Source organism: Achromobacter sp. D7-1, from assembly GCF_059760445.1.
The window spans coordinates 173,616-188,107 of sequence record NZ_JCBAMT010000001.1 but is presented as its reverse complement, the minus strand read 5'-3'; the positions used below and the strand labels follow the sequence as shown (position 1 = coordinate 188,107).

General features: G+C 62.0%; 13 protein-coding genes. 5 read left to right on the top strand and 8 right to left on the bottom strand.

All coding sequences use genetic code 11. The features are described 5' to 3' along the window. Positions 1 to 83: 83 nt before the first annotated feature. Both AC6LKD_RS00865 and AC6LKD_RS00860 read left to right on the top strand, forming a co-directional pair. Positions 84 to 665, top strand: a complete 582-nt coding sequence (locus AC6LKD_RS00865) for a hypothetical protein (protein ID WP_013396127.1) — start codon at positions 84 to 86, stop codon at positions 663 to 665. A gap of 1 nt (position 666) precedes the next feature. Then, on the top strand, positions 667 to 1,683 hold the full coding sequence (locus AC6LKD_RS00860) for a hypothetical protein (RefSeq protein ID WP_498114761.1): 1,017 nt from the start codon (positions 667 to 669) through the stop codon (positions 1,681 to 1,683). Between the two features lie 71 nt (positions 1,684 to 1,754). Here AC6LKD_RS00860 and AC6LKD_RS00855 read toward each other — a convergent pair whose 3' ends face one another. Then, positions 1,755 to 2,969, bottom strand: coding sequence for a GGDEF domain-containing protein (locus tag AC6LKD_RS00855; RefSeq protein WP_013396125.1), 1,215 nt, complete (start codon positions 2,967 to 2,969; stop codon positions 1,755 to 1,757). Positions 2,970 to 3,295: 326 nt separating this feature from the next. Between AC6LKD_RS00855 and AC6LKD_RS00850 the strand changes: the two genes are divergently transcribed. Both AC6LKD_RS00850 and AC6LKD_RS00845 read left to right on the top strand, forming a co-directional pair. Further along, positions 3,296 to 4,477, top strand: coding sequence for an MFS transporter (locus tag AC6LKD_RS00850; RefSeq protein WP_013396124.1), 1,182 nt, complete (start codon positions 3,296 to 3,298; stop codon positions 4,475 to 4,477). Positions 4,478 to 4,625: 148 nt separating this feature from the next. Next, complete coding sequence (locus tag AC6LKD_RS00845) at positions 4,626 to 5,525, top strand: arginase family protein (protein ID WP_013396123.1); 900 nt, start codon at positions 4,626 to 4,628, stop codon at positions 5,523 to 5,525. 23 nt (positions 5,526 to 5,548) lie between these two features. On the opposite strand, the gene AC6LKD_RS00840 is transcribed toward AC6LKD_RS00845, so the two are convergent. The 7 genes from AC6LKD_RS00840 to AC6LKD_RS00810 form a co-directional block, all read right to left on the bottom strand. Then, positions 5,549 to 6,382 (bottom strand): ABC transporter permease, encoded by an 834-nt coding sequence (locus tag AC6LKD_RS00840; protein WP_498114760.1) that lies wholly within the window; start codon positions 6,380 to 6,382, stop codon positions 5,549 to 5,551. Between the two features lie 26 nt (positions 6,383 to 6,408). Next, positions 6,409 to 7,263, bottom strand: a complete 855-nt coding sequence (locus AC6LKD_RS00835) for an ABC transporter permease (RefSeq protein WP_498114759.1) — start codon at positions 7,261 to 7,263, stop codon at positions 6,409 to 6,411. A 2-nt stretch (positions 7,264 to 7,265) separates the two neighbouring features. Then, positions 7,266 to 8,312, bottom strand: a complete 1,047-nt coding sequence (locus tag AC6LKD_RS00830; protein ID WP_498114758.1) for an extracellular solute-binding protein — start codon at positions 8,310 to 8,312, stop codon at positions 7,266 to 7,268. An 11-nt stretch (positions 8,313 to 8,323) separates the two neighbouring features. Further along, the gene (locus tag AC6LKD_RS00825) at positions 8,324 to 9,445 is read right to left on the bottom strand and encodes an ABC transporter ATP-binding protein (RefSeq protein WP_013396119.1); all 1,122 of its coding nucleotides are present in this window, start codon (positions 9,443 to 9,445) and stop codon (positions 8,324 to 8,326) included. A 43-nt stretch (positions 9,446 to 9,488) separates the two neighbouring features. Further along, positions 9,489 to 10,955 (bottom strand): pyridoxal phosphate-dependent decarboxylase family protein, encoded by a 1,467-nt coding sequence (locus AC6LKD_RS00820; RefSeq protein WP_498114757.1) that lies wholly within the window; start codon positions 10,953 to 10,955, stop codon positions 9,489 to 9,491. 87 nt (positions 10,956 to 11,042) lie between these two features. Then, on the bottom strand, positions 11,043 to 12,569 hold the full coding sequence (locus AC6LKD_RS00815; RefSeq protein ID WP_498114756.1) for a M81 family metallopeptidase: 1,527 nt from the start codon (positions 12,567 to 12,569) through the stop codon (positions 11,043 to 11,045). 14 nt (positions 12,570 to 12,583) lie between these two features. Next, positions 12,584 to 13,579: a Bug family tripartite tricarboxylate transporter substrate binding protein gene (locus tag AC6LKD_RS00810; RefSeq protein WP_498114755.1), complete on the bottom strand. Its 996-nt coding sequence runs from the start codon at positions 13,577 to 13,579 to the stop codon at positions 12,584 to 12,586. A gap of 187 nt (positions 13,580 to 13,766) precedes the next feature. On the opposite strand from AC6LKD_RS00810, the gene AC6LKD_RS00805 reads away from it, so the two are divergent. After that, on the top strand, positions 13,767 to 14,447 hold the full coding sequence (locus tag AC6LKD_RS00805; protein WP_207470672.1) for a GntR family transcriptional regulator: 681 nt from the start codon (positions 13,767 to 13,769) through the stop codon (positions 14,445 to 14,447). Positions 14,448 to 14,492 lie beyond the last annotated feature (45 nt).

Genomic DNA, 14,492 nt, shown 5'->3' with positions numbered 1-14,492 from the left:
CGCAAACAAGGATATAGTGGTGCGCCCTCCAGGCTTCCGCCTTTGCGGCGAGCCAGGATTTTTCTTAGCTTCAGGATGCTTGCATGACCATGACCGCCGAACAGTTTCATCAACGCATGTGGGAAATCCTGGATCCCGTGGACACCGAACATTTTGAGGTCGTGGCCGCGCCCGCGCCCGATGCGGAGGCGATTGCCGGTCTGGAGACCGCTGTAGGCTTCCCGCTGCCAGCGGCGTTTGCGGCCTTCTGCCAGCGTACCAACGGCCTGTGCGTGATGGCGCGCGAGGAAGTCTGGCCGCATGCGAAGGAGTTCGAGGTCGGCCCCGCCTGGACTTTCTGGCGCGGTCTGGTGTTGTTGGGCATCGATGCGCCGGAGTTGCCCGAATGGGCCAGCATCTCGGCGCAGCAGCGCCAGCTCGCCGAGGCCGGTTTGTCCGGCATCCTGCCCGTGCTGAAGATCGTGGGTGACGGTAGCCGGATCTGGGGCCTGGACCAGGCGGGGACGGTCGTGGCGATCGATGACCTGACCGATGTGGAGCCGCTGGCCGGCGACCTCACCGATCTCTACGCCGAACAGATCGCCGATCTGATGCAGCGCCAGCAGGATATGGCGCAGCGGCTGGCCGAACGCGCGGCGCGCAAGCAGGGCAAGCTGCCGGGGTAGCATGAGCGCAATGCTGCAAGTCACGGAAGAACCCCTGGCCGATGAGGACATCGTGCTGCTGCGCCGTGGCCGTCGCGGCAGATCCCTGACGGCCGTGTTCGCGGGGCTGATGTTCCTGCTGCTGGCGAGCAGCGCGATCGTGTTCGTCGTCCTGTTCGCGTCCGATCGCAGTCTGCGCCGCGGCGCTGACGGGGTGGTGGTCCTGTTGTGCGCAGTGGCGATGATGTGCTTCGCGGTCTTTCTTGGACGCAGGTTGTTGCGGCTGCCGCGCGCTTGGCGCCGCTTCAACCAGGCGTTGAAGGGGCGGATACCCAAGCAGATCGCTTCCGGTCACCTGACCGGCTTCGTTCCGGCCGAGATCCCCGGCATCTGCTACATCTTCGGCGAGCAGCGCGTGGACGTGGCCCTGCCGTTCTGGAACGAGATCACGCGCGACACCCGCGAAGGCTTTCGGCCAGTGACGGCTGCGGCGCTGACGAACCTGCCCGTGCGCCTGCATCTGCTGACGCTGCTGCCCGGTACGCCGCCCGTGCTATTGCGGGCTGAATACCCGATGAGCGCGCAGGCCTGGAATTCGGTCGAGGAAGTCAGCGATGCCGACCGCGAGACCGTGCGCAAGGAAGAACTGAGCCTGCGCAAGTTCTTCTACGCGCTGGCGCTGGTGCCGCTGGCCGGCAGCCTGTTCCTGGGGCCCTTGATCCTGCTGGCCGCATTCTTCGTCCTCACGGGACTCGTGCTGGGCATGCGCAGCCCCAGGCTGAAGCGCGCCCGCTACAAGCACGGGGTACGCGGATTGGTCGAGGAAGTCGTGACCTATCGCCTGCGCGCGTCCAACTCGAACGTTTCCACGCTGGTCCACAACTATCGCATCGGGGGCGTGATGTATCGGGTCGAGCATTTCGGGCAAGCTGCCGCGCCGGGCCAGCGCGTTGCCTTCGAGTATCTGGACGGGACGGGCATCATGGGGCCGAGCGCCTTGTTCTTTCGGATCGAAGACGAGCCGGTCATGACGCTATGAGCGCGGTGCGCTGCCCGCCGCAATGAGCCCTGTCGGGATCGCTGCGTGCGCCGCGGGCCGAGCCAGTGACATCACACCTGTGCGCAACACGCTTGAGTGCTTGCGTTGTCGCCAGGCTCGTGGCGGCCATGCCTGGTGTCGGCCGGCGCTACACCCGCAACCGTGCAATTTCGACCTCGTCGCTTCGCCTCGTAGAGCAGGTCGTCTGCTCGCTTCAACGCGCTGGCGAAAGGTTCTCCTGCTCGCATGAGGGTCACCCCCATGCTGGCAGTGAACCGCGAATTCGGAACCTGCGGCGCCCAGCGCTGCGCCACGAAACTGGTACGGATATCCTCGGCGATCGCGGTGGCGCTTTCCAGATTCGCCGCGGGCAGCAGCAGCAGGAACTCTTCTCCGCCCAGCCGGGCTGCATGGATGTGAGGGGCTGCCTGCGGCCTGAGCAGGGCGCCGAATCGCGCCAGCACCATGTCGCCAAACGCATGGCCGAAGTCATCGTTGATGCGTTTGAAGTTGTCGATGTCGGCCATGATCAGCGCGGCCGGCGCCGCCGCATCCGAGAAAAGGCGTCCGGAAGCGGAGGCAAGCAGGTTATCAAGTCCTTGGCGATTCAGCAGGCCCGTCAAGGCGTCGGTATGGGCATGGCGGCGGTATTTCTCTATGGCGTCGTAGCTCGTGGCGATGAAGACTGCGAAGGTCAGGACTATGCTTCCAAGCAGGCCGGTGTATTGGATCAGGATGCCCCAGACAGAGGTTCTCCATTCGCCCGTTGCGAGCGGCGCTATCGGGGCGGCAAGGTACAGGATGCACTGGCCCGTCAACACCAGCGCGATGAAGAGGAATGCGGCGGTGAGCACCCTGTCCGACGTAGTCGCGGCCTGCCTGGCGAAGGACAGCGCGGCTCGCCAGGTCACGAGCGCGCAACAGGCTTGCACGAAGAACGTCTCCAGTCTTGCGCTGGCAAACAGCACTACCGAGACGACTACCATCGCCGTCGAAGCAAGCAGGACCGCAACATCGAAGTAGGGGGGAATCCGGCCGCGACGGCGGCTTTGGAGGGCACGGCAGGCCAGGATGACGCCGCCCAGAATGAAAGCATCCTCGACGACCTGTTTATATGGGGAAAGTGCGCTGGCCTGCACCAGCATGACGGCGTAGCCGACGCCCAGGCACGCCAGGGCGTAGCCCCACCGGAGCGTATTGAAGCCAATGAAGCGTGCGGCGCAGAGTCCGATGGCGCACATCAGGATCGCCGCGGGCACGGACCATTCAAGAAGGGTTGCGGGCATGGACAGGCGAATACGTGGAACAGTACCCAGTCGAGCGCATGCTCGGCCGACACAATTTGCGTGAGAAATATTACGGTGTGTCGCAATGTATCGCCAGGACTTAACCGTCAAGGATTGTCAAAGCGTTGCAGCCGCGTTCGCCGGAAAGCGAAAGCCGGTATACGCCGGACGCTGAGCAGCCCGGGAGATACCTGGCGGCTGTCAGCTGGCCGACAGCCGGGCGCGCGGGGCTCCAGCTACACTTTCGGCATTCCGCGCCGATGGCTGCCGGACCGGTCCCTTGCCCTGGGGCAAGGCGGCGGGCGGCCGATCTCTCACCTCCCGCCATGTCGCAAACCGATTCGTTCAATCTGAAGCAGATCGCCGTGCCGGCGTTCGGCCCGTCGCTGCTCTATGGCATCAGCAACGGCGCCATCCTTCCCGTGATCGCGCTCACCGCGCGCGATCAGGGCGCGTCGATGGCGACCGCCGGCCTGATCGCCGCCCTCATCGGGGTCGGCTCGTTGCTTTCCAACATTCCGTCCGCGCTGATCACCCATCGCTTCGGCGAGAAGCGCGCCATGGCCGGCGCGGCGGTGTTGAGCGTGGTCGGCCTGCTGCTCGTGATCGGCGTGCCCAATCTCTGGGTGCTGGCGCTGGCCATGCTGATGCAGGGGTGCGCGCAGTCGGTGTTTCAGCTGGCGCGCCAGAGCTACATGATAGAAGTCGTGCCGCTGACGTACAGGGCGCGCGCCTTGTCCACGCTCGGCGGTACGACACGGATCGGCACCTTCTTCGGCCCCTTCGCGGGCGCGGCGCTGATTCATTTCCTGGGGCTCGACGGCGCCTATTGGATTGCCGTTTGCGCCATGCTCGGCGCGGGATTCATCGCCATCAAGGCGCCCGACATCGAGCCCTCGGGTGGAGCGGGCGCGGGCGCGCCGCGCGCGCGCATGGGCGAGGTCGCGCGCGACCATCGCGGCGTGTACGCCACGCTCGGCGTGGGCGTGATGCTGATCAGCGCGCTGCGCGCGTCGCGCCAGGTGGTGATTCCCCTATGGGCAGACCATCTGGGCCTCGACGCCGCCACCACTTCGCTTATCTACGGGCTGGTCGCCGCAGTCGACATGTCGGTGTTCTATCCCGCGGGCAAGGTGATGGACCAGCGCGGCCGCTTGTGGGTGGCACTGCCTTGCACGCTGCTGATGGGACTGAGCCTGATGGCGATCCCGCTCACGGACGGAGTGGCGAGCTTCATCCTGGCGTCGGCGGTGCTGGGCTTCGGCAACGGCATCGGATCGGGCATCGTGATGACACTGGGCGCCGACGCCGCCCCAGCGGGCGCGCGCACGCAGTTCCTCGGCATCTGGCGTTTCATGGCCGACCTCGGCTCGAGCGGCGGGCCCGTGGCGCTGTCGGTGCTGACCGCCCTGGTGTCGCTCGGCGGCGCATCGTTCGGCGTAGGCACGCTGGGCCTGGTGGCGGCCGGCGTGTTCTGGCGCTGGCTGCCGCGTAACGCGCAGGCTTGAGAGCCCTGTTCCAGGCCTCCCAATCGCATCGGGAGCCGTCCGCGTCCCGGCAGGGCAGCGGAAGATAGGGGGCCAGATTGAGCTTTCGCGCCGTAATTTGTAGTCTGACATCATATTTTCTGCGGAATAGCCGCCTGCGGAGACGCTGATGCCGACTCTCTCCTATGCAATCCTCGAAGCCCCTTCCACGCTAGGGCTGGCGACCTGCGGTGTTGAGCGCCTGCCTGATCAGCTCCTGGCCCACGGCCTTGCTGAGCGTATCCATGCGCGTCACGGCGGGCGATTGGCTGTACCTCCCAAGGATCCGACGCCCGATCCTGATACTGGCACCCTGAACGCCAAAGCCATTGCGGCGTGGTCGCCCAAGCTCGCCGACGCGGTGGAAGCGGTGCTCGACGCGGGCGAGTTTCCGGTTCTGCTAGGCGGCGATTGCACAATCTTGCTGGGTTCCATGCTCGCGTTTCGCAGGCGCGGCCGCTATGGTCTGCTCTTCATCGACGGCAACGCCGATTTTTTCCAGCCCGAGGCGGAACCCAACGGGGAAGGCGCCTCGATGGACCTAGCCTTCGTCACCGGCTACGGTCCGCCGCTATTAACCGACATCGAAGGGCGCGGTCCTCTAGTCCGCCCTGAAGACGTAGTTGCGTTCGCGTATCGCGATCACGACGACCAAAAGGAGTACGGGAGCCAGCCTCTTCCTGAAACGATCAAGACGCTTGATCTCCCCGCAGTGCGTTCGATGGGCATCGAGGCTGCCGCGCGGCAGGCCGTCGATCACCTGACGCGAACAGAGCTTGACGGCTTCTTTATCCACCTTGACGCAGACTGCCTTGACGACGCCATCATGCCTGCTGTCGATTTTCGCGTGCCTGGCGGCTTGTCGTGGGAAGAGCTGACGGCCGCGCTGCGGATTGCGCTGTCGAGCGGCAAGGCAGTCGGCCTTGAGATCACTATCTACAATCCGCATCTCGACGAAGATGGCAGCGCCGGGCGCGGCCTGGTCGATTTGCTGGCTGCAGCCCTCGGAACGGCAGGGTCGTCGGTGTAAACATGGATGCCGCAACGCAACCTCTACCCAGTGCTGCTGCGCTCTAATTTCGGGCGTCGCATCAGCGCGGCAATCGCTGCCACCATCAGGATGGAAACCGCGACCAGCATCGTCGCGACCGCGGTAATGGTGGGATCGATGCGTTCGAGAAGCTGAGTGAACATGCGCTTGGGTATCGTGTCGTGTGTCCCGGCCAGAAAAACCGTGACAGTGATTTCGTCAAAGCTGATCATGAAAGCGAATAGCCAGGCAGCGAATAGATTGGGAGCCATGTTTGGCGCGACCACCCGCCAAAGCACAATTGCGCGCGATGCGCCAAGTGTGCAGGCGACCTGCTCGACGCGGACATCGAGCGCGGCCAGACCGGTGGACACCACCAGTACGACATAGGGCGCGGCCAGGACCGCGTGCGCCAGAACAAGTCCGCCCATGGTTCCGAGCAGGCCAATGTTGGCAAAGAAGATATAGAGTGCGACGCCTGTAATGACGTGCGGTACCACCATGGGCGCCGCGAAATTCAACTCGAGTAGAGACCGGCCACGGAACCTGCCGCGAACCAGTCCGTATGCGGCGACGCTGCCGAGGCAAAGAGCGATAAGGCTCGAAATCAGTGCAATGAATACGGAGTTCTGGAGTGCTTCGATCCATCGCGGGTCGCCGAAGAATGCTTCGTACCATCGCAACGAGTAGCCAGGCGGGGGGAACTCCAGGGTGCTGGAACTCGAGAAGGACATCGGCACCACGATGGCGACGGGAATGCAAATGAAGAACAGGACAAGAGATGCATAGACGGCCAGTATGGCGGGGCCTGGTTTGCGGATTCTCTTGCTGTCCTGCATAGCCTTGGATTCTTCCATTAGAAGCCTTGACGACATGGGAGACCTCATGACGAACGTAGATTGAGTCGCCCAAGTCGTCTGCTTGTGGCGTACAGCGCCAGGCAGGCAAGCAGCAGAGCGATGGAAATGGCGGATGCCAGGTTCCAGTCGGGCATGCGGTTGATCAGCAAATCCAGCATGTTGACCAGCATTGGTACGCGTCCGCCACCCAGAATCATGGGTGTGACGTAGAAGCCGAGGGCCATCAGAAACACCAATAGCCCTCCCGCTGCGAGCGCGGGCAGAGTCAGCGGCAAGAATATTCGCCAAAATGCCGTCCATTCCGTCGATCCCAGGGATCGCGCCGCATGCAGGAGTCTTGGATCGACTTTGCGCATTGCCGCGTACAGGGGCAGTACCAGAAAGGGCAGCAGGGCATTGACCACGCCGAGGGTTACGCCGCCGCGGTTGTACAAGAATGCGATCGGACCGTCGATGAGACCGCCAGCTTGCAACAGGCCGTTGACGATGCCGGCGTTGCCCAGCAGGATGATCCAGGCATAGGTACGGATGAGCACGCTAACCCAGAATGGGATGACCACGAGCGCAAGGGCGAAGAGCTGTGCTCTGGGAGTCAGACCGTTGATCCAGTATGCCAAGGGATAGCCTAGCGCCATGCAGGCCAGCGTGGCGAGCGCGGAGATGATGAAGGTATTGGCAATGACCTTCAGATAGAGCGGCGAGCCGAGCAACTCGCCATAGTGCGCCAGCGTCGGATTTGGCCAACCGAAGCTGCGGATCAGTGTGTCGAGTAGCGGTAGATTGAAAGCCAATACCATCAGCATGAGCAATGGTGCGACCAGCTTCAGCTCCGCTCGGCTGCTGCGCTGCCGCGCAGCGTGTTTGGGTGTCGGGTGCATGTTCAGAGGCCCAGCTTGAAGAGTTGCCACCGTTTTTCGACCACGGAGGCATGGGCGGCCCAGAATGCTTCATTGGGGAGGATTTGTACCTCCCGATTGGCCCGGCTCGTCGGGAACTGCGCTAGCTTGTCCTGCGGGAGCAGCTTGTCCAGGTAGGGACTATTGCCGGTATAGGGGATGATCTTCGCCGCCTCTGCCTGGGAAGCGGGCAGCGTCATCTGATGGAGCAGACCAAAGGCGGCGCTGGCTTGGGCCGGCGCGGCGCCTCGCGGCATGACGAAGTAACCAATATTCAGCAGCCCCTGATTGAATTCCAGGCGCAGCTTTGGGTTCCCCGCAACGCGGCCCGAATAGGAGGCGGCGTAGCGGACTTCGTTATCCAATAGCAGTTGCGCGGGCTGGGCGCCGCTGGACCACCATACCGGTACGTGCGATTTGATCCGCTCCAGGCTGGCGAAGGCTCGATCGAAGTCGATTGGGTATAGGTTCTCGGGCGCCACGCCATCGGCAAGCAACGCGATGGGTAGGGAGTAGTACGGGATATCGGGCAGTGAACGCCAGCCCGGAAACTTCGTGGTATCCCAGAAATCCTTCCAGTTGGCCAAGGGAGTGGCATCGGCCCGTCCGGATAGCGCGACCGAGAAATACTGATACCCCATCCCATGTGTGTGCCGCGCCTCGGGGAACATCGCATCGGGATCGATCCGTGCCCAGTCCAAAGGCGCCAGCAGGTCAAGCGCCATGGCTTGGGCCAAGGCGGGGCCGCCGATTTCGTGCAGCACGGCGTCGATGCGCCCGGATTCGACCATCGCCCGCAGTTTTCCCAGGGGCGTTCCGGTAGTGTCTTCCCGTTGCACCGTGATGCCGGTGCGCGCGGTGTAGGCATCGATGTAACCTTTTTGGAGAGCCTCGCCGGACTGGCCCCCGGCCGCGATGATGCGTATGGACTTGACCGTTGCCGACGCTGGTGCTGCGGCACGCACCAGGGTGGGGGTGGCGCATGCGCCCATGGTAGCCAGCGACGACTTGATGAAAGTACGACGTTCCATGAAGGACTCCGTTAGTGCAGGTGGGTGACAGTGGCGGGGGGATGCGCCAATTCGGCGGGGTGTTTCTCCGGAAGCAGCCAGACGGCGTCTTCAGGCCATGAGAGAACCACATGGTCTCCAATAGCGAACCGGACTTTTTCGTCGCTGGCGGCGACTATGAACGGACGCGCCTGGCTGGTTTGGACGTGATAGCGTATGGACTGCCCCAGATAGACAATGTCCAGGACGCGCCCTCTGAGGCCCGCGTGCCCGGCAGATGGGGCGGATAGTGTGGCCCGTTCGGGCCGGACGATCGCCTGCACGAGATCGCCGTCCGTTGGTGGCTGTGATAGGCCCGAGGGATGGACTACCAGCCTCTCGCCTTCTCCAAGGTCAAGAATGAGCTTGGAGTCTGCCGTCGCAAGACGGCCGCGCAGGAAATTGGCGGTACCCAGAAAACCGGCCACAAACGAATTGCTTGGCCGCGAGTAGATTTCCTGCGGCGACCCGACCTGCTGCATCATGCCATCCGCCAGGAGCATCACCCGGTCGGACATGGACAATGCCTCTTCCTGGTCGTGGGTAACAAGGATGGTCGTCGTACCCAGAGAACGCTGCAGCCGCCGCAATTCCACCTGCACCTCTTCGCGCAGTTGTTTATCCAACGCTCCCATGGGTTCGTCCAGCAGCAGGATGTCGGGCTGGAAGACCAAGGCTCGAGCGAGCGCTACACGCTGTTGTTGCCCGCCGGACAACTGCGCGGGCCGACGGCTCTGCAGACCGTCCAGGCGCAGCAACGCGAGCACTTCCTTCACCTTCTTGTCTATTGCGGCGGCATCGTTGTGCCGGATTCGCAAAGGAAACGCGATGTTCTCGCGCACCGACAAATGGGGAAAGAGTGCATAGCTTTGGAAGACGAGACCGATGTTGCGCTGTGCAGGGGGGAGTCGGGTGACGTCGCGCGGGCCGAGGAAAATTGCTCCTTCGCTGGGCAGCGTAAGCCCGGCTATCAAGGCCAGCGTAGTGCTCTTGCCGGAGCCGCTTGGGCCGAGGATGGTCAGGAACTCCCCCTGTTCCACGTGCAAATTCAAATCTCGCAAGGCGGTCGTGCCATCGTAATGCTTGGACAGTTTCGCAATGGTGATTGCTGTCATATCGACTCCCCCTATTCTTGTTGGCGCTACAGTGCTTGGGTGCTCAGTAGGTATGGGCGTTGGTTTGCGCCGTCAGCTTGTTATCGCGTACGTTTTTGACGGCTGCGCGCAGGTCGTCCAGGTAGCTGTCCATGATCGATTGGTGCACCGGATTCACCATGAAGTGGATTGCCACGGGATCCACGCCGACGCCGACGAACCATCCCTTTTTGTCCAGCTCTTGAGCGACAGCGTTGATGTCGACCGACGAATCTCGCGATCGATAAAGCACGAAAGAAAGCTCGCTATGAGGACGGAGTACCTCCAAACCCTCGATGTCTTCGATCCCTCGAATCATGCGATTGCGCGTATCGGCCACGATCTTGGCGATACCCCGATATCCCTCGGTGCCCAGGTAATTCAAGACCGCCCACGCCGAGGCGACGGGGCTGGCGGGGCGTGTGCCGAGAAACGTGTCCGTCTCGTAGTGGCCACGGGGCCAATCGTCGAATTCGAAGCGTTGGTGTTGTTTGAAGGTTTCGTTGCGATAAAGAATCAGCGAGGCGCCTTTCGCGGCGAATCCGTACTTGTGGATGTCGGCCGAGATGCTTGTGACGCCAGGCAGCGAGAAATCAAAGTCAGGAATGGGTTCGCCATTGAGCTTCATGAACGGGCCGAGAAAGCCGCCCACGCACGCGTCCACATGCAGCGGAACGTGGTGCTTCAGCGCGACCTCCGAAAGTGCGGCGATCGAATCGTAGACTCCATGCGGATATGCAGGAGCGGAACCCACGATCAATGCCGTGCGCTCGTCAACGGCGGCATTCAACGCCTGGACGTCGACCCGGAAATCGTCGCCGATGGCAATACGCTGCACGTCCATGTCCAGGTAATACGCCGCCTTGTTAAAGGCCGGGTGTGCTGAGCGCGGAACCACGATCTTGAGCCGTTCGTGGCCGGCTACAACCCCAGTCGCTCTTTTCAGGCTACGCGCCGATTTCACCGCCTGGAAAATGCTCTCGGTCCCGCCCGAAGTGAAGCTGCCTGCGGCGCCAGCCGGAGCATTGAACAGGGACAGCGCCATGTCGATGACTTCCGATTCCAGGCGCTGGACACTGGGAAACGCCTTGCGGCCCAGGCCATTCTCCATGAAGTACTTTGCCGAGGCGTTCTTCGATACGGCGCCGAGCGCGTCATCCAGCCAGTAGACATAGAGCGCCATCCTGCCTTCGTCCCAGCGGTAGTCCCCATTCTTGGCGTCATCCAAGCGCTTCTCCAGCGCTGGCCAGGGCGTGCCGGTGGCTGGAAATTCGATTCGCGGGGACGGGGGGAAATGAGGCGTCGTCATGGCAGGTGCTTTATGTGGAAGTGAATGAAAAATTAAGATATCACGAACAATATAATTTGTGATCACAAAATAGATAGGGAATTCCCGTGAGTGGGCAAGACGATCCATCGTCATCCGCGAAATTTCCGTGAGAGCGCCCAGTTCCATGGACGCGCGAATGCCCGCCGGAAGGTCGACGTGCAATGTGATTGCATCTTTTGCGAGAAGGCCTCTCTGCGAGGCATGAAAGATGTCGCGCTCGGACCACGCGACGCGATATGCCGCGCCGGCTTAGGCGAAACGATCGACCGAGTACCAAGGCCCCAGCAGAGGTTCCGCCGTTACGTCGTGCTCGGGCCAAATCCGACTATCACTCCAGGCGTAACGGCCGGGAGCATAAATACTAAGCCCCGGGGTAGCGACAGCGAGCGCCGTCCCGATGCCCGCAAAGTTCAGCTTGAAGTGGTAGCCCGACTTGATCCCGACAAAATCAAATTCGCCCGGCTCGACGCCATGGCTGCGGAACCCCTGCGGATCGTGTATCAGTCCAGGCTGGCTGGTGGCGATGACGACGGAACCATCGGGCATGCGCAAAGTAGCTGTCGAGCCGAGCTGAATCAACGTTCCCTGCTTGTAGGGTCCGCTCACGACGTAGCTCCCCGGGCCCAGGGCGATGACCTCGACTTGGGTTTCCAGCGACGACAGGCCAGGCGTATCAAGGCCCCCGAGTCTGGCGACGAAGCGAGCTCCGACACCAAGCGCATGCGCATGCTGGACCGCCTGTGCATCGGTCACTGTTACGGCGCCGCGTAGCGGCCGCTGGCGATGCTGGGCATGGCGCAGGATTTCAATGCTGTCGCCTGGCGCTCCAGCCAGCACACGATCTCCCATATCTGCCAAAAGAAATGGGCGTTCTTCGGGACTTTCCTGAACCTTCTCGAGAGCCGCATCCGTAGTCGGTAGCGTATCCAGAAATTCGTCACGTCGAAGCCAGAAATCGCCTGCCAATTTTTCGGCCAGCTTGGCGGCGAGCGGGGCATCGCCGTCGGCGATGACCAGCGCGCCCTGGCCCATGGCTTGGCCGTTGGCGTAGGGAAAAACGTTGAATAGAGAAATATCCAGTAGCGCTGGGTGTTGACGCAGCATCTGGCGGGCTTGCTCGTGTAGCGCGTGGAGCGGGCCAGAACTGGTGTCGGCATTTCCGGGCAGAATCATGCGCGCCTTAGTGAGCACCGAGACCGGCTTGATCGTCTTCCGGACAGCAGCCTCCAGCAGTTGGACGCAGCGGCGGCCGCAGTCCATGACGTCGCGATGGGGGTTTTCCTTGCAGGCACTGACAATGTCTGCCGCACTCAGCATGTCGGCCGTTATATGGCAATGAAGATCCAGGCCGACGGCAATTGGTACGTCCTCGCCCACCCAGGTGCGCAAGAGTTTAAGGAAGTGGCCTTCGACATCGCTGATCGACGCGGTGGCCATGGCCCCATGCAGCTCCAGCGCGATGCCGTCGATTCGTCCAAATTGGTCAAGAGCGCTTTCGATGCTTGTCTTGAATCGCGTCAGGAGATTCTCATACACGTCCTCATCGACGGGGCCGCCAGGCGCCGCCTCGGCGAAGAGGGCGGGTATCACGGTGTGCTCCCGTTGCGTCAGCTCCGAAACGATGCCTCCCAAGGTGGTGCCTGCACCTTGCATCTCAGCTATGAGTTCAGGGCCTTCGATCCATGTAAATGCGCTTGCGGTGGTCCGGCGAGGGTTGAACGCATGGGTTTCGTGGAAAAAGCCGCCGACAAGAATTTTCAAGGATTCGGTTTTCATGCCAGTTCAGACGCTCAGTTGATCCGCGGCATCTGCGTGTCGCGGATCATCTGTCCCATTTCCTGGAGGCCCTTTTTTAACTGTGCGGCATATTCGGCGCCGTTCAGCGGCATTGCGTCCATGCCCAACTTGTCGAATGACTCGAGCGTTGCGGCATCACGGACTGCCGCGAGGGCTGCATCTTGCAAAATGGCAAGCACCTCGGGCGGCGTGCCGAGTGGTGCCGCAAGCCCGATCGACGAGTCGATCTGCACTGGCCAGCCGCTCTCCCGAAGCGTTGGTACGTCTGGGTACTCGGGCCAACGCATCGGCCCCACTGACGCAATCATTCGCAGTTTGCCGGCCTGCATGTGCGGTAGAACGTCGGAGGGGTTCGCGACGGTGACGTCTATTTGCTTGCCCAGGAGGGCGTTGACAGTCTCGGTGCCGGACTTGTACAGGACTTGTTCGAACTTGCCCCCGGTCTGGCGACTTAGCTCGAGCACCGCGAGGTTGACTGCGGCGCTGGGTGAGCCGAGAAAAACGCCATCTCCCTTCTTGGCGGCGTTCAGCAAGTCTTGCAGGGTGAGGTAGGGCGAATCGGTGCGCACCACGATGCCGTAACGGTATCGCCCCACGCCAGCCACGAAGGCGAAATCCTGATCTCCATAGGGGAGCTTCATCAGGTGCGGCAGGATGGCCTGTGTGGAATAAGTGACCACGCCGACGGTATAGCCGTCCGGCGCTTGGCGCGCGACATAGCTTGGGCCGAGCGTCCCGAGCGCACCGGGCTTGTTTTCGACCACCACGGGCCGGCCCAATCTCGCTTCCATGCCCTTGGCCAGAACGCGCGCAGCCACATCGGTGCTACCGCCGGGGCCGTAATTTACAACGAGGTGAATTTCGTTCTTGGGAAAGTCTGCCGCCGCGGCGGCTGTCCCCAGGCTCGAGAGGGCAAGGAAGGCGGCGAGGGCTATGTGCGCGCGTGGGCTGGCATCAATGCTGCAATTCTGGGACGTGGTGTTGGCCATGTCGAATCCCCGGAGTGTCGATTTTGTTCCAGAAATATATCACTTATGGAAAATAATGTGATCACAAAATAACGCTAGGGAATTCCCTTGCCAAGTAGCTAGGCAAGGACGCTGGAGTGCGCCGTGCGAAATTCTGGGAGAATTGGCCCTGTTTTATGTCACATTCAACTCCGTCATGCAGCGTGTCATGTCCGAAGCAACCCCAGAAACAGCTATGCGCGAGAGCGTCTATCAAGGCATTCGTGGGTCTCTGATCTGCGGGCGTTTCGCGCCCGGGGAAAAACTGCTGCTGCGGCAACTCGCGTCGGAATTCGAGGTCAGTCTGACCCCGGTTCGAGAGGCGCTGCATCGCCTCATTGCGGAAGGCGTGCTGACGCAGGAGCACAGCCGCTCCGTGCGTGTGCCCATATTGTCGAAGGCACGGGTGCTGGAGTTACGGGACATCCGCCTTTCGTTGGAAGGCCTGGCTGCTGAACGCGCCGCTGCGAACGCGACGGCTGCGGACATCAAGGTGCTGGAGCGGTTGGCAGGCGAGGTTGAGGCCGCCCGTCATTCGGGCGATATCGCAAAGGACACGCAAAAGGTGGCCGAGTTTCAGGTCGCTCTTTACCGGGCTAGCGAAATGCCCGTACTCGTGCGGCACATCGAAATGCTGTGGCTGCAGACCGGTCCTTACATCCGGCTGTTGCATCCAGATTTCATCCGCATGGTGCAACAAGTGCGCGCAGGATGGCGATATGAGCTATGCGATGCTTTGCGCAAGCGAGACGGTGGCAAGGCGCGGCAATTGATAGAGACCGACATTTCCGAAGCCCTTACTTATTTAGCGAATCTTTTCGACGCGGCTGCATTGATCAACCACGCGTGAGAGCTGCGGCTGTTGAGCGTGGAGTGATGGGACCACGCCGCTTTC